Origin of the sequence: Chromobacterium vaccinii (assembly GCF_001855275.1) — a bacterium.
GTDB lineage: Bacteria > Pseudomonadota > Gammaproteobacteria > Burkholderiales > Chromobacteriaceae > Chromobacterium > Chromobacterium vaccinii.
This window is the reverse complement of sequence record NZ_CP017707.1, coordinates 2,184,334-2,203,341: the sequence shown is the minus strand read 5'-3', so window position 1 is coordinate 2,203,341 and position 19,008 is coordinate 2,184,334. Positions and strand designations below refer to the sequence as shown.

Here is a 19,008-nt window from a genome sequence, read left to right as displayed (position 1 = left end):
GCAGGCGGCGCGGCCGCCCGCGGGGTGGATCAGAATTGGTATTCGACGCTGGCGCTGAAGTTGCGGCCGGGCTGGGTGTACAGATCAATCGGGTCGCTACTGGACACATTCCGCACGTCGGCGTCTTTCCAGTGCTTCTTGTCGAACAGGTTGAAGACGCCGGCGCGGATGACGGTCTGTTTCGCCGGCTTCCAGTAGGCGGTCAGGTCCAGGGTACCGTAGCCCGGCGCGCCGAATTGGCCCGGCTGGTCCGTCTTTTTGGCGGCAGCCGTCCGCAGCAGCGCTTCGCCGCCGAAGCGGTCGGAGTCATAGCGCGCTCCCCAAACCGCAGTCAGCGGCGCCACTTCGCGCAGATGGGTGTTGTCCTGCAGGTTGCGGCCATGGGCGTAGGCCAGCGAGGCGCTGGTGCTCCAGCCCGGGGCGAAGCGCCAGTTGATCCTGCCTTCCACCCCCTTGATGTCGGTCCGGCCGATGTTCTGGTATTGGCTGGTCATCAGGCCGTTGGCGGGGGGCAGGGTGACCAGGGAGATGAAGTCGCGATAGCGGTTGTAGAACGTGGTCGCGGCAAAGTCGAAGCTGTTCCACTTGCCTTTCAAACCAAGTTCGATGCCGCGGCTGGTTTCCGATTTCAGGTTCGGGTTGGCTATCACTTGGTAGCCATAGCCCATGCCGCGATTGACGAAGACCATATTGGCCTGGTCGAACGGCGGCGCGCGGAAACCGGAGCTGAGCTGGGCGAAGGCGGTGTAGTTGTCGGTCAACGGCAGGCTGATGCCGAGCTTGGGCGAGAACGCCTGGTCGCTGAACGACGGCACGGTTTGCGGATTGGGATTGTTAAGCAGGTAGGCGGCGTCCATCTCCGGGCGCATCTTGTAGCGGTCCCAGCGCAAGGACGGCGAAACCACGATGCCGTTGGCGAACTTGATATCGTCGCTGACAAACAGGCCCAGGCGGTCGGATTTGCTGTCCGGGAACAGCTTGCTCGGATAGCCCGGCATCAGCGAGGACGCGTTGTTCGCCGTGATCGCGTATTTGCTGCGCGGGCGCGAGGTGTCGCTGCTGCTGAGGTCGACGCCCCACAGCAACTGATGTTGCGCGTTCAGAGCCTGGAAGTTCTGCACCGCGTCCAGGCTCAGACCCACGGTTTTCTGCTCGAAGCTGTAGTCGTTGAGGGTGCGGCTGCCGTTGGCTACGCCGCTGATGTCCTTATCGCTGTTTTCCAGACGTTGTCCATAAACCTTGAGCGTCAGCTCATCCAGCGGCCCCAGTTGCTTGGCTTTCCAGGCGACGGTTCCGCGGGTGCGCTTGGTGTGGTCCTGGGCCTGGCTGTAAGGCGCGCGCGCGGTGATCTGGTTCAATAGATCGGCATCGGCGGAGCGCTGGTATTGTTCCAGCGTGAATTCCAGCCGGTTGCTCGCACTGGCGTTGGCGCCGAATTTGGCGAGGAAATTGTCGCTGTGCCAGTCTTTGGGATTGGGTTCGGTCCGGCCGGGGCCCTGAATGGCGTTTTGGCCCTGGTTTTCCGTTTCATGGCCGTTGCGGCGGGTGTAGTGCAGCAACAGGTCGCCGCGTTCCGACTTGGCGGCGACGGCGCCTGCCGCGCCCCAGCTGTGGTCTGCGGACGCGCCGAAGGTTTTGATGCTGCCTCCCACGCCTTTCTCTTCCGGGACAAAATCGTCTGCCGTCAGGGTGCGGTAGCCGATGACGCCGCCAATGGCGTCCGAGCCGTACAGGCTGGAGGTCGGGCCTTTGACGATGTCGATCGCGCGCAGGGTTTCCAGTTCGACGGCGTCGCGTCCCGATTCGTATATGCCTGGCCGGCCGCTGTAACCCTCTGGCAGGCGCACGCCGTCGATCAGCATCAGGATGCGGTTGCCGTCGATGCCGCGTATGGTCCAGCCGGCGTTGCCGCGGCGGCTGGGATCCGTCGCCACGTCGACGCCCGGTTCGTATTTCGCCACGTCGGCGATGTCGCGGATCAGGCGGTCGTCCAGCTTGTGGCGCGACACCACGGTGGCGTTGGGCGCGGTTTCCGCCAGCGGCTTCTCGCTGCGGTGGGCGGTGACCTGAACGGTCTCCATCGTCGGCGCGGTGTCGGCGAAAGCGGGCCAGGCGGCAGCCAGGCTCAATACCAGCGGTGTGGCTCGGAACAGGGCCATGGAAACTCCAGTGTCGTTGTTGTTTCCGCTGGCTGGCTGTCGGCTGGCTTGCGGTTGTTTATTTGATCAGTATCAGTTTGCCGTTGCGGGTGAGCTGCAGGCGGTAGATCTCGCCCTGATGCTCGATCAGCACTTCGCGGCCGTCGCCGAACAGCTGGCGGCTGTGCAGCAACGGCGGTGATGCGGGAGGAGCCGCTTTCACCGGGATGGTCTGAGGAGGATATGTGTTCATTTGCTAATGATAACTATTATCATTATTATCGGCAAGGCGTGATTTATGTATCCTTTATGGGTTGGATTTGCCGTTTAAAATGCCGATTGGCATGGATTATGGGCGGCGCGCGCCGAAACCATTCGCGCCAGATGCAGGGATTCCGTGGCGGCGATTCCGCCCGCGCTTGAAATGGGGGCATGCGCTTAGGCGGCGGCATCGTCTTTCATCGGTCTGTCGGCGATGGCGATGAAAGCCCGGCTGAGCGCGCACCGCGCACTATCCTGAAATGGCGGGATTCAGACATAATCAAGCAGACGGCAAGTGAAAGAAAGCGGGTGAGACCGTCTCTAGACCTGGAGCGATCCGGTCGATGCCCGCGCGGGAAAACAAGGGGAACGAATATGTTGGCTATCATCGGCGGCAGCGGGTTGGCCCAGCTGCCGGTACTGGACGTCACGCATCGCCAGGTAGTGCGCACACCGTACGGCGATCCTTCCTGCGCGCTGACCTTCGGTAAATTGTCCGGTCAGAATGTGGTTTTCATCGCCCGCCACGGCTACGGCCATTCGCTGGCGCCGCACGACATCAATTATCGCGCCAATCTCTGGGCGCTGCACAACCAGGGCATCAAAGGCGTGATCGCCATCGGCACGGTGGGCGGCATTCGTCCGGACATGGCGCCGGGGCGCCTGGTGGTGCCCCACGACATCATCGATTACAGCTGGGGGCGTAAGCACACCTTCTTCGAAGGGCCGGAGCGGCCGGTGGTGCACGCCGAATTCACCAATCCCTATGACGCCGATCTGCGCCGCCGGCTGCGCGAGGCGATTCAGCGTTCCGGCATCAGCGGCGTGCACGACGGCGTGTATGCCTGCACCCAGGGGCCGCGGTTGGAGAGCGCGGCGGAAATCCTCAAGCTGGAACGGGACGGCGCGGACATCGTCGGCATGACCGGCATGCCGGAGGCGGCGCTGGCGCGCGAGCTGGAGCTGCCTTACGCCCACTTGTGCCTGGTCAGCAACTGGGCCGCCGGCAAGGGACATCAGCGCAGGGTGGAGTTCGACCCGGCCGTGGCGGCCAAGAGCGTGCAGGATATGATGGATATCTTGCAGGCCTGTTTCGGCAGCTGATTTCCCGCGGCGCGGACCCTTCATCCAGTCGACCGGCGGAGTCCTGTCCGGAGCGGAGCGCTCGCCTTTCTGCGAGCCGCTTCCATCTCCGGCTCAAGTGCTTCGCCGTTCGCGCCGATAAAAGCCGCAATGGACGCGCTCTCGGTGCCGCTTGCCGGCTCCGGCGCGCGATCTGGCATAAACTGACTGGAAGCCGCAGGCGGAATGCCCTCCAGAAAGCCGATCCAGCCTTGCGAAAGCCTGATTTACATTGGAATGGATTATCAAATCCATTTAATATACGCCGGGCGCAACAAGAGAGAGATGTATGAAAGCCGTGATTTTGGCCGGTGGTCTTGGTACGCGCATTAGCGAGGAGTCCCATCTTCGCCCCAAACCCATGATCGAGATCGGCGGCAAGCCCATCATCTGGCATATCCTGAAAATCTACTCCGCCCACGGCATCAATGATTTCATCATTTGTCTGGGCTACAAGGGATATGTGATCAAGGAATACTTCGCCAACTATTTCCTCCACACTTCCGACGTCACGCTGGATCTGAGCAACAACCAGATGTTCGTGCACGAGCGCCACGCCGAGCCGTGGCGGGTGACCCTGGTCGACACCGGCGAAAGCACGCAGACCGGCGGCCGGCTGGGGCGGGTGCGCAGGCACCTGGAGAACGAGCAGGACTTCTGCTTCACCTACGGCGACGGGGTCAGCGACATCGACATCACCGCAGCCGTCGAGTACCACCGCAGCCAGGGCGTGGAAGCCACCGTCACCGCGGTGCATCCGCCCGGCCGTTTCGGCGCGCTGGAGATCCGCGACGAGCGGGTGGAGTTTTTCAAGGAAAAGCCGCGCGGAGACGGCGGCATGATCAACGGCGGCTTCTTCGTGCTGAAGCCATCGGTGCTGGATCTGATAGACAGCGACGACTGCGTGTGGGAGTCGGAGCCGCTGGAGACGCTGGCGAGCCGCGGCCAGCTGGCCGCGTATGAACACAGCGGTTTCTGGCAGCCGATGGACACGCTGCGCGACAAGACCTTGCTAGAGGAGCTGTGGCAGAGCGAGGAGGCGCCGTGGAAGCTGTGGTGAACCCGGCCTTCTGGCGCGGACGCAAGGTCTTTTTGACCGGCCACACCGGCTTCAAGGGCGGCTGGCTCAGCCTGTGGCTGGCCTCCATGGGCGCAGAAGTGCACGGATATTCTTTGGCGCCGGAGCGCTCGCCGTCGCTGTTCGATGCCGCCGCCGTCGGCGGCCGGACCGCGACGACGCTGGCCGACATCCGCGACGCGGCGGCATTGGCCGACGCCGTTCGTTCCTGTCGCCCGTCCATCGTGTTCCACCTCGCCGCCCAACCCCTGGTGCGGCACAGCTACGCCGACCCGCTGGGCACCTTCTCGACCAATGTGATGGGCACCGCCAACCTGCTGGACGCGGTGCGCCATTGTCCGGGCGTCGAAGCGGTGGTGGCGGTCACCACCGACAAATGTTACGAAAATCATGAGTGGCCGTGGGCCTACCGCGAGAGCGACGCGCTGGGCGGCCACGATCCCTACAGCAGCAGCAAGGCCTGCGCCGAGCTGGTGTGCGCCGCCTACCGGCGCTCCTACCCGGGCTGCGCCCCCATCGCCACCGCGCGCGCCGGCAATGTGATAGGCGGCGGCGACTGGTCGGCCAACCGGCTGGTGCCCGACTTGTTGCAAGCCTTCGCCGAGGGCCGCTCCCTAGCCATCCGCAGCCCCGGCGCCATCCGCCCCTGGCAGCATGTGCTGGAGTCGCTGGCCGGCTACCTGAGGCTGGCCGAGCGGCTGGCAGCGGGGCAGGGCGATGCCGCGTCGGCCTGGAATTTCGGCCCGGCCGACGACAGCAACCGCCCGGTCTCCTGGATCGCCGACACGCTGGCGCGGCAATGGGGCGGCTCCGCCGGCTGGCACCGCGACGGCGGTGATCATCCCCATGAAGCGCAGACCCTGCGGCTGGACAGCGCCAAGTCGCGCCAGCAACTGGGCTGGACGCCTCGCTGGGATTTGGAGGCGGCGCTGTCGGCCACGCTGGACTGGCACCGCGCCTGGCTGCGCGGCGAAGACATGCGGGCCTTTACCTTAGAGCAGATCTCAGCCTATACGCGCGGCTGAGCAAAGAGAGCAAGACATGACTGACACAAGCCGAGAGGCCATCCTCGCCCTGGTGCGTCAATACGCCGAAGCGCGCCTGGCCCAGGCCGAGTTCATCCCCGGCCAGACCGCGGTGCCGCCGTCCGGCAAGGTGGTCGGCGCCGCGGAGGTGGCGAACATGGTGGACGCCGCGCTGGACGCCTGGCTGACCACCGGCCGCTTCAACGCATCTTTCGAAACCCGGCTGGGCGAATTCATAGGCCTGCCGCACGTGTTGACCGTCAATTCCGGCTCGTCGGCCAATCTGGTGGCTTTCACTGCGCTGACCTCGTCTAGGCTTGGCGAGCGCGCGATCAAGCCGGGCGACGAGGTGATCACCGTGGCCGCGGGCTTCCCCACCACGGTCAACCCCATCATCCAGAACGGCGCGGTGCCGGTGTTCGTCGACGTTCAACTGCCGACCTACAACATCGACGCCGATCTGCTGGAAGCCGCGCTGTCGCCGCGCACCAAGGCCATCATGATCGCCCACACGCTGGGCAATCCGTTCGACCTGGACAAGGTGGCCGCCTTCGCCCGCAAGCACGGCCTGTGGCTGGTGGAGGACTGCTGCGACGCGCTGGGCTCCACTTTCAACGGCCAAAAGGTCGGCACTTTCGGCGACATCGGCACGCTGAGCTTCTACCCGGCCCACCACATCACCATGGGCGAGGGCGGCGCGGTGTTCACCCGCGATCCGCAGCTGCGGCTGATCATGGAGTCGGTGCGCGACTGGGGCCGCGACTGCTATTGCGCGCCAGGCAAGGACAATACCTGCGGCAAGCGCTTTGAATGGCAATTAGGTCAATTGCCCTGTGGCTATGACCACAAGTACACCTATTCCCACATGGGCTACAACCTGAAGATCAGCGACATGCAGGCGGCCTGCGGCCTGGCCCAGCTGGATCGGCTGGAGGGCTTCATCGCCGCGCGCAAGCAGAACTTCGCTTATCTGAGCGAGAGGCTGCAAAGCTGCGCCGAATTCCTGGTGCTGCCGGAGGCGACGCCGGGCTCCGACCCGTCCTGGTTCGGCTTCCCGCTGACGCTGAAGCCGGAGGCCCAGGTCAGCCGCGTCGATCTGCTGCACTACCTGGATCAGCATCGGATCGGCACCCGCTTGCTGTTCGCCGGCAATCTGACCCGGCAACCTTATATGCAAGGCCGGAACTACCGCTGCGCGACGCCGCTGCCGGTGACCGACCGCATCATGAACGACACCTTCTGGATCGGCCTCTATCCGGGCCTGAGCCGGGAAATGCTGGATTTCACCGTCGAGAAGCTGGAAACCTTCCTCGGCGCCAACTTCGACTAGGGAGAGGCCCATCATGAGCAAGCCGCTATTCATCTTCGAGATGGCCAACAACCACATGGGCAACGTCGAGCACGGCGTCGCGCTGATCCGCGCCATCCGCGAGTCCTGCCAGGGCTTCGATTTCGACTTCGGCTTCAAGCTGCAGTATCGCAATCTGGACACCTTCATCCACTCCAGCTTCAAGGGCCGCGACGACGTCAAATACGTCAAGCGCTTCGAGGAGACCCGGCTGCAGCCGGAGCAGATGCAGAAGCTGGTGGCCGAGATGAAGGCCAACGGCTTCAAGGCGATCTGCACCCCGTTCGACGAGGAGTCGGTCGATCTGATCGAAGAACACGGCATCGAGATCATCAAGATCGCCAGCTGCTCGTTCACCGACTGGCCGCTGTTGGAGCGCATCGCCCGCAGCGACAAGCCGGTGGTGGCGTCTACCGCCGGCGCGCGGCGCGAGGACATCGACAAGGTGGTCAGCTTCATGCTGCATCGCGGCAAAGACCTGACCATCATGCACTGCGTGGCCGAGTACCCGACGCCGGACGACCATTTGCACCTGTCGCGGATCAAAGCGCTGCGCCAGCAGTACGCCGGCGTGCGCATCGGCTACTCCACCCACGAAGACCCAGACTTGATGGAGCCCATCATGCTGGCGGTCGCCCAGGGCGCGACGGTGTTTGAGAAACACGTGGGCCTGCCCACCGACCAGTATGGCATCAACAATTACTCCGCCAATCCGGAACAGGTCCGCCGCTGGCTGGCCGCCGCCGCGCGCGCGCTGGCGATGCTGGGCGATGGCGAGGACGACGCGGTGTCGGAAACCGAGCAAGCCAGCCTGCGCTCGCTGCGCCGCGGCGTGTTCGCCACCCGCCCGGTGGCCGCCGGCGAGGCGCTGAGCGCCGACAACGTCACCTTCGCCTTCCCGCCGGTGGAAGGGCAGCTGACCGCCAACGAGTGGTCAAAATATGTCCGCTACACCGCCAAGACGCCGATCGCCGCCGACGCGCCCATCATGGCCGCCGATATGGAGCCGGTGAACCTGCGCGACAAGGTGCAGAAGGCGGTGGAGGCGGTGAAGGCATTGTTCAAGCGCGGCAAGATCGTGGTGCCGGGCCGTTCCGAACTGGAAATCTCCCACCATTACGGCATGGAGCATTTCCACGAATACGGCCTGACCATGGTGACCGTGGTCAACCGCGAGTACTGCAAGAAGCTGATCGTGATGCTGCCGGGCCAGACCCATCCGGAGCAGTACCACCACAAGAAGGAAGAAACCTTCATCGTGCTGTACGGCGAGATGACCATCTGGCTGGACGACGAGGAGCGCCAGGCGCAGGCCGGCGACGTCATCACCGTGCAGCGCGGCGTGCGCCACCGCTTCCATAGCCGCAATGGCGTGGTGTTCGAGGAGATCTCGTCCACCCATTATGTCGACGATTCCTACTATACCGACGAGCGGGTCAGCGCCAACAAGGACCGCAAGACCCGCCTGACCTACTGGATGTAAGCATGACCGCAAAACTCGTCCGCCTGGCGGACTACGTGATGGATTTCCTGGCCGCGCGCGGCGTGCGCCACGTGTTCCTGCTGCCTGGCGGCGGCGCGATGCACCTGAACGACGCGCTGGCGCAGCAGCCCGACATCCGCGCGGTGCACTGCCACCATGAGCAGGCCTGCGGCATCGCCGCCGAGGCCTACGGCCGGCTGGCCGAGCGCACCGGCGTGGCGATGGTGACCACCGGCCCCGGCGCCACCAACATTCTGACGCCGGTGGCCGGCGCCTGGATCGAATCGCTGCCGCTGTTGGTGATCTCCGGCCAGGTGAAGCGCGCCGACTTGCTGCAAGGCAGCGGCCTGCGCCAGAAGGGCGTGCAGGAAGTGGACGTGGTGTCCATGGCGCGCCCGGTGACCAAGTACGCGGTCACCGTCACCGATCCGCAAGCCATCCGCCAGCATTTGGAGCAGGCGCTGCATCTGGCGCACAGCGGCCGTCCCGGCCCGGTGTGGCTGGACATACCGCTGGACGTGCAGGCCGCGCCCATCGATCCTTCCAGCCTGCCCGGCTGGCAGCCGGAGGCGGAGGCCGCGCCGGTCAAGCAAGACTATGTCGCGGCCATCGCCGATCTGCTGAAACAGGCCGAGCGGCCGCTGATCCTGGCCGGCCACGGCGTGCGCATCGCCGGCGGAGCCGACGCGCTGCGCCAGTTGAGCGAGAAGCTGCAAGTGCCGGTGGCCACCACCTGGAACGCGATGGACCTGGTGCCGTGGGACAGCCCGCTGTGCGCCGGCCGCCCCGGCGTGGTGGCGCTGCGGCCCGGCAACTTCGCGGTGCAGAACTGCGACCTCTTGATCGCCATCGGCAGCCGTCTCGACAACATCCTCACCGCCTACAACCCCAAGGGCTTCGCCCGCGCCGCGCGCAAGGTGGTGGTGGACGTCGACGCCGCCGAGATCGCCAAGCTGGAGATGGAAATCGACCTGCCGCTGGCGATGGACGCCAAAGCCTGTCTGGAGGGCTTGCTGGCTGATGGCGAGCGCCTGCCCAAGGCCCGCTGGCAGCCGTGGCTGGACCGCTGCGCCGACTGGAAGCGCCGCTACCCGGTGCAGGACGGCGCGCCGTTCCCGAAGAGCGGCCAGATCAGCCACTACCATTTTGTCGACGCGCTGTCCGACGCCGCGCCGGAGAACACGCTGATCTCCACCGGCAGCTCCGGCCTCGCGGTCGAGGTGTTCTACACCGTGTTCCGCAACAAGCTGGGCCAGCGCGTGTTCCTGACTTCGGGTCTCGGTTCGATGGGCTACGGCCTGCCGGCGGCGATAGGCGCCTGCCTCGGCAACGGTTCCCAGCCGATGATCGCGGTCGAGAGCGACGGCAGCCTGCAGCTGAACCTGCAGGAGCTGGCCACGCTGAAGGCGCTGCAACTGCCCATCCGCCTGTTCATCATGAACAACAACGGCTACGCCTCCATCCGCAACACCCAGCGCAATTATTTCGACAGCCGCTACGTCGGCACCGGGCCGGAAGCCGGCGTGCTGATTCCGGACGCGCTGGCGCTGGCCGAGGCCTACGGCCTGCCGGCGCTGCGCATAGCCCGCGTCGAGGAGTTGGCGGAAGGATTGGCCAAGGTGATGGCGCATCCGGGCCCGATACTGTGCGACGTGCGGCTGAACGAGAACGAAACGCTGCAGCCCAAGGCGGCCGCCTTGCCGCAGCCGGACGGCTCGATGTTGTCGATGCCGCTGGAGGACATGTCGCCGCTGCTGCCGCTGGAGCAGTTGCGCGCGGAAATGCTGATTCCGCTGTTGCCGGCGTCGGAAGCCGCCAAGCGAGGCGTTTGAGCGATGGCCGCCGTCGACCATTGCCGCATCTGCGCGCAGCCGCTGTTTGCCGAGCCCTTGCTGGTCCAGCATGGCATGCCGGCCGCGGCCCAGGGCCTGCCGACCGCCGAACAGCTGTCCGCCGACCGCGGCGTGACGCTGGCTTTGCGCCAATGCGGCGGCTGCGGCCTGGTCCAGCTGGACGCCGAGCCGGTGCCTTACTGGCGCGACGTGATCCGCGCCGCCGGCATCTCGCCGGAGATGCGCGATTTCCGCCTGAAGCAGTTCGGCGGCTGGCTGAGAGACCACGGCCTGGCGGGGCGCAAGGTGCTGGAAGTCGGCTGCGGCCGCGGCGAGTATCTGTCGCTGCTGGCCGAGGCCGGCGCCGACGCCTATGGCGTCGAGCATCTGCCCGAGTCGGTGGCGGCTTGCCATCAGGCCGGCTTGCGGGCGGAGCGGGGCTTTGTCGACGGCCCGGACACGAGGCTGGCGGCCGGCCCGTTCGACGGCTTCATGATCCTGAACTTCCTTGAGCACATCCCGACCGCGCAGCTGACGCTGCAAGGCATCGCCGCCAATCTGGCCGACGGCGCCGTTGGCATGGTGGAAGTGCCCAACTTCGACATGATCCTCGAGAAGGGCCTGTTCGCCGAGTTCATCCCGGACCACCTGTTCTACTTCACCGAGCGCACGTTGGTCCGGTTGCTGGAGGCCAACGGCTTCGAAGTGCTGGATTGCAGAGCCGCCTGGCACGACTACGTGTTGTCGGCCACGGTCAGAAAGCGCCGCCCGCAGAATCTGTCCGGGCTGATCGCCTGTGAAACGGCGCTGCGCGCGTCGTTCGACGACTTCCTCGGCCGCTTCGAATCCGGCCGGGTGGCGATCTGGGGCGCGGGTCACCAGTCGTTGGCGCTGATCAGCCTGATGGGCATCGCCGGCCGCATCCGCTATGTGCTGGATTCCGCGCCGTTCAAGCAGGGCCGCTACACGCCCGCCACCCATCTGCCCATCGTGCCGCCGGAGAGGCTAAACGACGGCGAGGTGGACGCGGTGATCGTGCTGGCGGCCAGCTATAGTGCGGAAGTGGTGAGGCAGATCCGCGCCCGCCACGGCGCGCGCGTCGCCATCGCCATGCTGGACGGCGACGTGCTGCGAACCCTTGCTCCGGAGGCGTAGCCATGCCGCATCGACCATCGGTTTCGCCGGAGGCCGTCTTGCAGGCGATCGAAACCCTGCGCGAGGCGGTGGGATCGGCGCGGGATGGCCTGCCGGAAGAGGTATTCCTGTTCGTCAGCAGCTTGACGCCGATGGTCAACGTCGACCTGCTGATCCGCGACGATCAGGGACGCACGCTGCTTACCTGGCGGCACGACCGCTTCTACGGACCGGGCTGGCACATTCCCGGCGGGATTATCCGTTTCAAGGAGAGCTCGGCCGAGCGCATCGCCGCGGTGGCGGCCAAAGAGCTCGGCGTCGAGGCAGCCTTCGACCCGCGTCCGTTGTGCCAGCACGAGATCGTCAATCACAGCCGCGACGTCCGCGGGCATTTCATTTCGCTGTTGCACGAATGCCGGCTGCGGACGCCGCCGGACGAGGCGAGGCGGTTCGACCCGGCGTCCCCCCGGGATGGAGACTGGGCCTGGCACCGGCGCTGTCCGGACAATCTGATCCGGGTGCATGAGATTTACCGGGCCTTCATCGATGGCGAGCAGGGGGGCAGCCCGCTCCCCTCGGCTCAAGTTTCGCTCGGGCAGGCCGAAAATCATATAAGAAATGCTCATACAGAAAACCGGGCGGCACGCTAATCTGGCATAGCCTCTCTGATACACTCGAAATACTTGAAAAGCCTTGCCGGCGCCTGCGCGGATGGCGAGGATGGAAAGATCTGGAGATACCCACATGAATGCTCCCCTGGAAACCGCGAACTTGGCTTTGAGCCAGGCAGAGCAGACGAAACGCAATGATCTCGCGCAGCGCAAGCCGTACATCGCCGCCAAGCTGGCGCGCATCGCTGAAATGGAAGAGCGCGGGGAGATCAGCCCCATCATCCGGCTGGAGAAGAGCTATCTGTGCAATTTCAAGTGCACGCATTGCTCGGCCGAATACTATATGGACCGCCACCTGAAGAATGTGATCAAGGTGGTGGATACCCGCAGCAAGATGGAATTCGAGGACATCCGCAATCTGTCGCGCCAGGCGGACGAGCTGGGCCTTGCCCGCTTCGTGATCACCGGCGGCGAGCCGCTGGTGATGAAGGATCTGGACGATGTCGTCGCCGCCATCGATCCGGACAAGCATTATGTGATCGTCGACAGCAACGGCTGGTTCCTCGATCTGGACCGCGCCAAGCATCTCAAGTCGATCGGCGTGGAAAAGATCCAGCTGTCGCTGGACAGCTTCGTCGAGAAGGACCATGACAACTTCCGCAACAAGCCCGGCTCGTACAAGCGGGTGATCCGCGCGGTGGACGCCTGTCTGGACGCCGGCCTGAACCTGATCCTGTCGACCGTGCTGGTCAAGGGCCGGGCCAAGAGCAAGGAATTCCGCCAGATGTGCGAATACGCGACCCAGCGCGGTTTCGGCCTGTACGTGTCCTACGCCAAACCGACCGGTTCCTGCACCGAGCATCCGGAGTTCGTTATCGACAAGGAAGACGCCGACATCCTGCGGCAGATGGAGAAGGAGTACAACGTCTTCACTCACATGACGCCTTCCTACGGTTCTCACAAGGGCTGCATCACGGTCAAGGGCATCATCACCGTTACCTCGACCATGGAAGTGACGCCGTGCCCGTACATCGATTTCTCCATCGGCAATCTGCGCGAAACGCCGCTGAAGGAAGTGCTGGCGCGCGGCATGCGCAACCCGTGGCTGGGGCCGCACCGCCCCGACTGCCTGATCGGCGAAGACCCCAAGTTCATCAAGATCCACACGGAAAAGACCGCGGGCGCCAAGTTCCTGCCGCTGCCGTGGGGACAGGGCTTCTCCGACGAAGACTCGCTGCACGACTGACGCCGGCACGACCCACAGAACCACGGTAAAGGCTTTACCCGATGAACGCACCAGACATGATCCAAACCGCGCAGCGTTTCGACGCCCACGGCCGCTGCCTGCCGCATGAGGCGACCCAGGCCGCCTGCCATCGCCAGACCAGGCGTTATTTCCTGCCGGCCCAGCCGGCGCTGGACTACGCCGCCATCCATCAGCGCATCGTCGGCCAGTTGGGCGACGCCGGCTTGGACGCGGCCGAGTTCGAGCGCCGCGCGCGCGCCATCCTGGCCCGCTTGGCCGCTGACGAGGCCACCCGCGGCATCCTCAACGGCCCGTACATGCCCTTCCTGCTGCCGGCCGCCAGCCACGACGACATCGGCGCGGCGCTGGAGAGCCGCTATCTGCCGGGGGTGGAGCGGGCGTACGCCCAGGCGCTGCCGGAATACAGCTTCTCCAACCATTACAAGGCCGGCTTGGCCGGCAAACTGATCCCGGCCGAAGGCTCGCGCCATCAGAGCTTGATCGACGCGATGGCGAACGGTCCGGTGGTGGGTGTCTACTTCCCCTGCCTGCTGGAGTATTCGATTCCGGCGGCGATCGAACAGATGGCCAGCCTGCCCGGGGATTTCCTGCTGGCGGGCGGCTACGACACCGCGGCCGCCTTCATCGGCTCGCCCGACCTGCTGCTGCGCAAGGATGGCTATCCGCCGCTGTTGTGGCTGGCGGGGCTGGACAGCGAGAAAGAGGGCATCGGCTATCATTTCGAGGCTTACGGCTACGACCTCACCTTCAACCGCCGCGTTCACCAGAACATGGCGGCCGAGTACTGGGCCGGCGGCCTGGTGGTCCTGGCCGAGTAGGCGGGCCGGATGGCAGCCGTCAGCCAGGCCGCCCGGCCGCGTCGCACGCTGAACGACGATCTGGACGCCATCCTCGCGCGCAAGCCCGAGGTGTGGGAAAACCTGCGCGGCGCGTCGCTGTTCGTCAGCGGCGGCACCGGTTGGTTCGGCCGCTGGCTGCTGGAGGCCATCGTCCACGCCAATGCCCGGCTGAAGACCGATATCCGCGTGCTGGCGCTCAGCCGCGATCCGGACGCGTTCGCGCGGCAGGCGCCGCATTTGGCCGCTAACCCGGCCATCCGCTTCCATGTCGGCGACGTGCGCGATTTCGCGTTTCCCGCGCAACGTTTCACCCACGTTATTCACGCGGCCACCACTTCCGCTCATGAAACCTTTAATGGCGAAAGCCCATTGAACAAGTTCGACACCCTGGTGGCCGGCACCCGGCGCGTGCTGGATTTCGCGGCGGAGGCCGGTGTCGGGCATTTCCTGTTCACCAGCTCCGGCGCCGCTTACGGCCCGTCGCCGCGCGGCCTGCCGCTGCGGGAGGACGATCCGGTCGCGCCAGACACGATGGACCCGGACACCGCGCTGGGCCAGGCCAAGCGCGCGGCGGAGTTCCTGTGCGCCGCCTACGCGCGGCGCCATGGCTGGCAATTGAGCGTCGCCCGCTGTTTTGCTTTCGTCGGCCCCTTCATGCCGCTGGACATCCATTATGCGATCGGCAATTTCATCCGGTGCGCGTTGCGGGGAGAGCCTATCATCATCAATGGGGACGGCTCTCCGGCGCGTTCCTACCTGTATATGGGCGATCTGGCGGCATGGCTGATGATGTTGCTGCAGCGCAAGGGGGAGGCAGCGGTCTTCAACGTTGGATCGGATCGCATCGTCACCATCGCGGAGTTGGCGCATCTGGTGCGCGACCGTCTGAATCCGGGCATCGAGGTGCGGATCCTCGGCCGCCCGGACGCCAGCGTCGGCAACCCGGTGCGCAGCCTCTATGTGCCGGACATCGGCCGGGCGCGGACGGAATTGGGCCTTGAGGCATGGACATCGCTGGACGACGCCATCCGATTTTCGGCGGATGCGTTTCTACAAGCATGACCCCGCAAGTCTGGCTGCGTTTTCCGGCTAGCGTTCTGGAGCCAGGCGGCCGCGGCGGGGCTCGGCGCAAGGAATACACGAAAGCAAGAAAATATGCAGATCGAGAAAAAATTCTACAACGAGAAGCACCGGCCTTATTACATCTGCGCGCCAGGCTATACGCGGACTTCCAACGGCGTCCGCGCCATGCACCTGCTGTGCCATTACTTGAACAAGCTGGGCGAGGAGGCGTATGTCTTTTCGCCGGAGACCAATCCCAAGCTCAGGACGCCCTACCTGACCCCGGACATCGTCGAGCGCCACAAGACGACCAAACTGTCTCCCATCGTGGTCTATCCCGAGGTGGTGCACGGCAACCCGCTCAACGCCAGCGCGGTGGTGCGCTACATCCTCAACCATCCCGGCCTGCTGGGCGGCCCCAAGGATTATCCGTCGTCGGACATGCTGGTTTTCTGGCATCAGGACTATGTCGATTTTGCCAAGTACTCCGATCCGTCCTACGTTTTCATCCCCTCCATCGATACCGGCATCTTCAATAACGACGACAACCATCACGATGCCGATCGGCACCTGACGCTGGTTTATCCCGGCCGCTACAAGCATGCGGAGCGGGAATTCCCCGAGCTGTTCAAGGACTCCACCGTCATCACCTACGACTGGCCGCAAAGCCATGAGGAGCTGGCGGCGCTGCTGAGGCAGGGCAAGGTGGTGTACACCTTCGCCAACTCCGCGATCATTTCCGAGGCGCTGCTGTGCGGTTGCCCGGTGGTGATCAAAGAGACGGTGTATTCCAAGAAGCCGGAGGAGCGCGCCGGGGTGGCCCTGGGCCTGGCCTTGCCGGGGGTGACCTTCGAGGATACGCCGGAAGCCATTGCCGCTGCGCACGCCAAGACTCTGGAATACCAGCAGGTCTATCACCAATACCAGCTCGACCTGCTGAATCAGCTTGAAATCTTCATCGACAGATCGCAGAAACTGCCGCAAAGCGCGATGAACGAAGTGGTGTGTCCTTCGTTCCAGGCGGCCGCGGCGCCGAGCGCGGAAGAGGCGAGCTACGATGCCTGGATCGCCAGGCATGCGTTGAAGCCTGCCGCCGCCCAACTGCACGCGGAGCGGATGGTCCACAGCTGGGGCGGCCAGCCGCACTTCATCATTCTGATGCCGGTGACGTCCGACCGCTGGCCGGACGCGATCAAATCGATCAATGCGCTGAAGCAGCAGCTGTACAAGCATTGGCAGCTGATTTTCGTCGCCGATTTCGACGAGCCCAGCGCGGTGTTCCAGTATTCCGACGTTCTGGGCTGGCTGCGCATAGACAATGTGCGCGACGCCAACCAGCTGACCCAGGCGTACGCGGCGGTGCTGGGCGCGCTGCCGAGCGACTGGATAGGCATCCTGCCGGTAGGGGCGGAGCTGGAGCCGCAGGCCCTGCTGTCGCTTGGCGACCACGCCGCCTTGTATCCGGAGTGGCAGGCCATCTACAGCGACAGCGATGTCATCGCTGCCGACGGCAAGCGCAGCCAGCCGGCGTTCAAGCCGGATTTCAATCTGGATCTGCTGCGCGGCTTCGACTATGTCGGTCCTGGCGTCTGGCTCCGGAGCGAAGCGCTGCAGGATGTCGGCGCTTTCGCCGAGGCTCCCGGCGCGGACGGCTACGATGCCCTGCTGCGGGTGCATGATCGTTATGGCGCGGCGGTCATCGGCCACATCTCAGACATGCTGCTGCATTTGCCGGCGGCGTCCGAGCCCGCCGAGACGGCTGCGCTGGAGCGCGCGCTGGCGGCCCACCTGTCGCGCCAGGGGCTCGACGCCGGCATCCAGCCGGGCGCGGTTCCCGGCACCCGCCGCATCCGCTACGCGGCGCCGGAGAGGGCCAAGCTGTCCATCGTGGCGGCGGATGCCGGCGGCGGTTTCCATCTTGCCCCTTGCGTCGAGGCGTTGCTGGCAGGCCTGAATGGTTTCCCATGCGAGATACTCGCCGTGGCCCCGGAGGCGGATCTGCCGGATTCCGCCAAGCTGCTGCCCTGCGATCCGTCGCTGAGCCTGGCCGCGCGCTACCAGTTGGGCGCGGAGGCGGCGAGCGGCGATTACCTGCTGTTCGTGGACAGCCGGGTGGAGATCGCGCAACCGGGCGCGATCGCCGCGCTGCTCGGCCTGGCGGCGCGGCCCGAAGTCGGCGCGGTCGCGCCGCGGCTGTTGCGGCCAAACGGCGCGGAAATCTGGCGCGGACCGCTGTTGCTGGGGGCGGAGGAAGGCGCGGCCACGGTGTTCGATGGCGCCGCCGAGTCTGGCGCGGGCCATCTGAACCGGCAGGCGGTGGAGCACAACCCGGGCGGCCTGCTGCTGGATTGCTTGATGATGGGCCGGTCGTTCTACCAGCAGATCGGCGGCATCGACGCCTCGCTGCCGGATGTTTTCAACGCGGCCGTCGATCTGGGGCTCAAAGTCCGGGCGGCGGGCAAGTGGCTGGTGTGGACGCCTTTCGTTTCCGCGGGCCGGCAGGCGGATATCGACGCGCCGGCGGCGACCGCCGTCTGCGACGCGGATGCCATTTCCCAGCGCTGGCAAGGCTGGCTGGCGCAGGATTCTTCTCATAATCGCCACCTGGCCCTGACAGGCGGGCAGGCCTTCCAGCTTGATAACGTGTTTTCCCCGGAGTGGGATACCGATTTCCATGAGCGGACGCGAGTGTTGGCGCTGCCGGGAGAGTCGCAGGCCGGCGCGAGGCGTCTCTGCGCGCCGTTGGGGCGTCTGGAGGAAGACAACCAGTGCCTGGCGACGAGGTTTCCCGCCGCGCAGCGCATGCCGGGTCCAGGGGAGATGGAGAGGCTGGCGCCGGATGTGCTGTTGCAGACCGTGCGCTTCGATCCGGCTTTCCTGGCGTGGCAGCGCCGGCAGAGGCGGAGCCGGCCCGGCATGCTGTCGATTCTGGCGCTGGATGGCCTGGATTGCGGGCCAGACATGACGGTCCGCTATGGCTTGGCCCATTTGCGGGCCCTGGCGGGAGAGGTAGACAGGATCATCGTACCCACCGAGTCGTTGCGCGAGATGGTCGGCAGCTTCGCCCAGGACGTGCGTCTGGTGCCGGATGGGTTGGACGAGGCGCGTTGGGAGAATCTGCAGTCGTTGCGCCGCATCGGCAAGAAGCCCAGGGTCGGCTGGACCGGAACCCATGGCGAAGCCGCGGATCTGCTGCTGCTCAGCGGCCTCATCCTGGCGACGGCCGGGGAGATCGACTGGGTCGTATTGGGCGACTGCCCCGATGTGCTCAAGTCTTGCCTGGCGGAACACCATCCGTTTGATCTGTCCGGCGACGATTATCCGGCCAAGCTGGCTAGCCTGAGCCTGGACTTGGCGGTGCTGCCCAAGACCGCCGTGCTGGTCAATGAGGTGGCCAGCCCCTTGCGTCTGCTCGAGTACGGCGCGCTCGGCATACCGGTGGTCTGCAGCGCGGTGGGTGAATGGGGCCGCACGCCGGCGCCGGCGGCAAAGGTGGAGAATGACACCGCGTGCTGGGGCCGCGCGCTGCGCGAATGGTCGGGCGATCCGGAGGCATCGGCCAGGGCGGGAGACGAATTGCGGGCCTGGGTGCGGGAAAATGGCCTGCTGGGTCGATATTTGTCCTCATGGCAGCAGGCCATCGGCCGATAAAGCGTTATGCGGCATCGTTCCATCCCGCTCAGCGCGGGCAGGTGGATGGCGGTGCGATCGTTTGGATAGATGAGGCGGGGCCCGAGCGATAGGGGCCCGCAGCCGGTTTTCGTGAAATCGTTAGCGTTGCAGATGAATGGCGAGTCCGGCGCAGGGC

Annotated in this window: 14 protein-coding genes; 12 read left to right on the top strand and 2 right to left on the bottom strand. The window is 65.3% G+C overall.

Going from position 1 to position 19,008, the window contains the following annotated elements; genetic code table 11:
* Window positions 1-29 precede the first annotated feature (29 nt).
* Together BKX93_RS10230 and hemP are read right to left on the bottom strand one after the other, a co-directional pair.
* A complete protein-coding gene (locus tag BKX93_RS10230; RefSeq protein WP_070979699.1) occupies window positions 30-2,159 on the bottom strand; it encodes a TonB-dependent hemoglobin/transferrin/lactoferrin family receptor in 2,130 nt (709 codons plus the stop codon).
* Between the two features lie 58 nt (window positions 2,160-2,217).
* Window positions 2,218-2,391, bottom strand: coding sequence for a hemin uptake protein HemP (gene hemP / locus BKX93_RS10225; protein WP_046158369.1), 174 nt, complete (start codon window positions 2,389-2,391; stop codon window positions 2,218-2,220).
* A 383-nt stretch (window positions 2,392-2,774) separates the two neighbouring features.
* Here hemP and BKX93_RS10220 point away from each other — a divergent pair, with 383 nt between their 5' ends.
* From BKX93_RS10220 to BKX93_RS10165, 12 genes are all read left to right on the top strand, one after another.
* A complete protein-coding gene (locus tag BKX93_RS10220) occupies window positions 2,775-3,503 on the top strand; it encodes an S-methyl-5'-thioinosine phosphorylase (RefSeq protein ID WP_046158370.1) in 729 nt (242 codons plus the stop codon).
* Window positions 3,504-3,810: 307 nt separating this feature from the next.
* Window positions 3,811-4,581 carry a glucose-1-phosphate cytidylyltransferase gene (rfbF, locus tag BKX93_RS10215; RefSeq protein WP_070979697.1) on the top strand — a complete coding sequence of 257 codons (771 nt, stop codon included), beginning with the start codon at window positions 3,811-3,813 and terminating at the stop codon, window positions 4,579-4,581.
* Window positions 4,566-5,624 carry a CDP-glucose 4,6-dehydratase gene (gene rfbG, locus BKX93_RS10210; RefSeq protein ID WP_070979695.1) on the top strand — a complete coding sequence of 353 codons (1,059 nt, stop codon included), beginning with the start codon at window positions 4,566-4,568 and terminating at the stop codon, window positions 5,622-5,624. The genes rfbF and rfbG overlap by 16 nt, the downstream gene beginning before the upstream one ends.
* A 16-nt stretch (window positions 5,625-5,640) precedes the next feature.
* Window positions 5,641-6,954: a lipopolysaccharide biosynthesis protein RfbH gene (gene rfbH / locus BKX93_RS10205; RefSeq protein WP_070979693.1), complete on the top strand. Its 1,314-nt coding sequence runs from the start codon at window positions 5,641-5,643 to the stop codon at window positions 6,952-6,954.
* Between the two features lie 13 nt (window positions 6,955-6,967).
* Complete coding sequence (locus BKX93_RS10200) at window positions 6,968-8,455, top strand: N-acetylneuraminate synthase family protein (RefSeq protein WP_046158374.1); 1,488 nt, start codon at window positions 6,968-6,970, stop codon at window positions 8,453-8,455.
* 2 nt (window positions 8,456-8,457) lie between these two features.
* Window positions 8,458-10,287 (top strand): thiamine pyrophosphate-binding protein, encoded by a 1,830-nt coding sequence (locus BKX93_RS10195; RefSeq protein ID WP_070979691.1) that lies wholly within the window; start codon window positions 8,458-8,460, stop codon window positions 10,285-10,287.
* A 3-nt stretch (window positions 10,288-10,290) separates the two neighbouring features.
* Window positions 10,291-11,442: a class I SAM-dependent methyltransferase gene (locus BKX93_RS10190; protein WP_070979689.1), complete on the top strand. Its 1,152-nt coding sequence runs from the start codon at window positions 10,291-10,293 to the stop codon at window positions 11,440-11,442.
* Window positions 11,443-11,480: 38 nt separating this feature from the next.
* The gene (locus tag BKX93_RS10185; RefSeq protein ID WP_235429328.1) at window positions 11,481-12,071 is read left to right on the top strand and encodes an NUDIX domain-containing protein; all 591 of its coding nucleotides are present in this window, start codon (window positions 11,481-11,483) and stop codon (window positions 12,069-12,071) included.
* A gap of 94 nt (window positions 12,072-12,165) precedes the next feature.
* Window positions 12,166-13,278, top strand: coding sequence for a radical SAM/SPASM domain-containing protein (locus BKX93_RS10180; protein WP_046158378.1), 1,113 nt, complete (start codon window positions 12,166-12,168; stop codon window positions 13,276-13,278).
* A gap of 41 nt (window positions 13,279-13,319) precedes the next feature.
* Window positions 13,320-14,117 (top strand): hypothetical protein, encoded by a 798-nt coding sequence (locus tag BKX93_RS10175; RefSeq protein ID WP_083340494.1) that lies wholly within the window; start codon window positions 13,320-13,322, stop codon window positions 14,115-14,117.
* A gap of 9 nt (window positions 14,118-14,126) precedes the next feature.
* Window positions 14,127-15,200: an NAD-dependent epimerase/dehydratase family protein gene (locus BKX93_RS10170; RefSeq protein WP_070979686.1), complete on the top strand. Its 1,074-nt coding sequence runs from the start codon at window positions 14,127-14,129 to the stop codon at window positions 15,198-15,200.
* A gap of 93 nt (window positions 15,201-15,293) precedes the next feature.
* The gene (locus BKX93_RS10165; RefSeq protein ID WP_070979684.1) at window positions 15,294-18,851 is read left to right on the top strand and encodes a glycosyltransferase; all 3,558 of its coding nucleotides are present in this window, start codon (window positions 15,294-15,296) and stop codon (window positions 18,849-18,851) included.
* Window positions 18,852-19,008: the final 157 nt, after the last annotated feature.

Excerpts from the sequence above, each read along its gene's own strand:
- BKX93_RS10230 (WP_070979699.1), bottom strand. The coding sequence starts at position 2,159 with ATGGCCCTGTTCCGAGCCACACCGCTGGTATTGAGCCTGGCTGCCGCC.
- BKX93_RS10165 (WP_070979684.1), top strand. The coding sequence starts at position 15,294 with ATGCAGATCGAGAAAAAATTCTACAACGAGAAGCACCGGCCTTATTAC.
- BKX93_RS10175 (WP_083340494.1), top strand. The coding sequence starts at position 13,320 with ATGAACGCACCAGACATGATCCAAACCGCGCAGCGTTTCGACGCCCAC.
- rfbH (WP_070979693.1), top strand. The coding sequence starts at position 5,641 with ATGACTGACACAAGCCGAGAGGCCATCCTCGCCCTGGTGCGTCAATAC.
- BKX93_RS10190 (WP_070979689.1), top strand. The coding sequence starts at position 10,291 with ATGGCCGCCGTCGACCATTGCCGCATCTGCGCGCAGCCGCTGTTTGCC.
- hemP (WP_046158369.1), bottom strand. The coding sequence starts at position 2,391 with ATGAACACATATCCTCCTCAGACCATCCCGGTGAAAGCGGCTCCTCCC.
- rfbF (WP_070979697.1), top strand. The coding sequence starts at position 3,811 with ATGAAAGCCGTGATTTTGGCCGGTGGTCTTGGTACGCGCATTAGCGAG.
- BKX93_RS10170 (WP_070979686.1), top strand. The coding sequence starts at position 14,127 with ATGGCAGCCGTCAGCCAGGCCGCCCGGCCGCGTCGCACGCTGAACGAC.
- BKX93_RS10220 (WP_046158370.1), top strand. The coding sequence starts at position 2,775 with ATGTTGGCTATCATCGGCGGCAGCGGGTTGGCCCAGCTGCCGGTACTG.
- BKX93_RS10200 (WP_046158374.1), top strand. The coding sequence starts at position 6,968 with ATGAGCAAGCCGCTATTCATCTTCGAGATGGCCAACAACCACATGGGC.
- BKX93_RS10195 (WP_070979691.1), top strand. The coding sequence starts at position 8,458 with ATGACCGCAAAACTCGTCCGCCTGGCGGACTACGTGATGGATTTCCTG.
- BKX93_RS10180 (WP_046158378.1), top strand. The coding sequence starts at position 12,166 with ATGAATGCTCCCCTGGAAACCGCGAACTTGGCTTTGAGCCAGGCAGAG.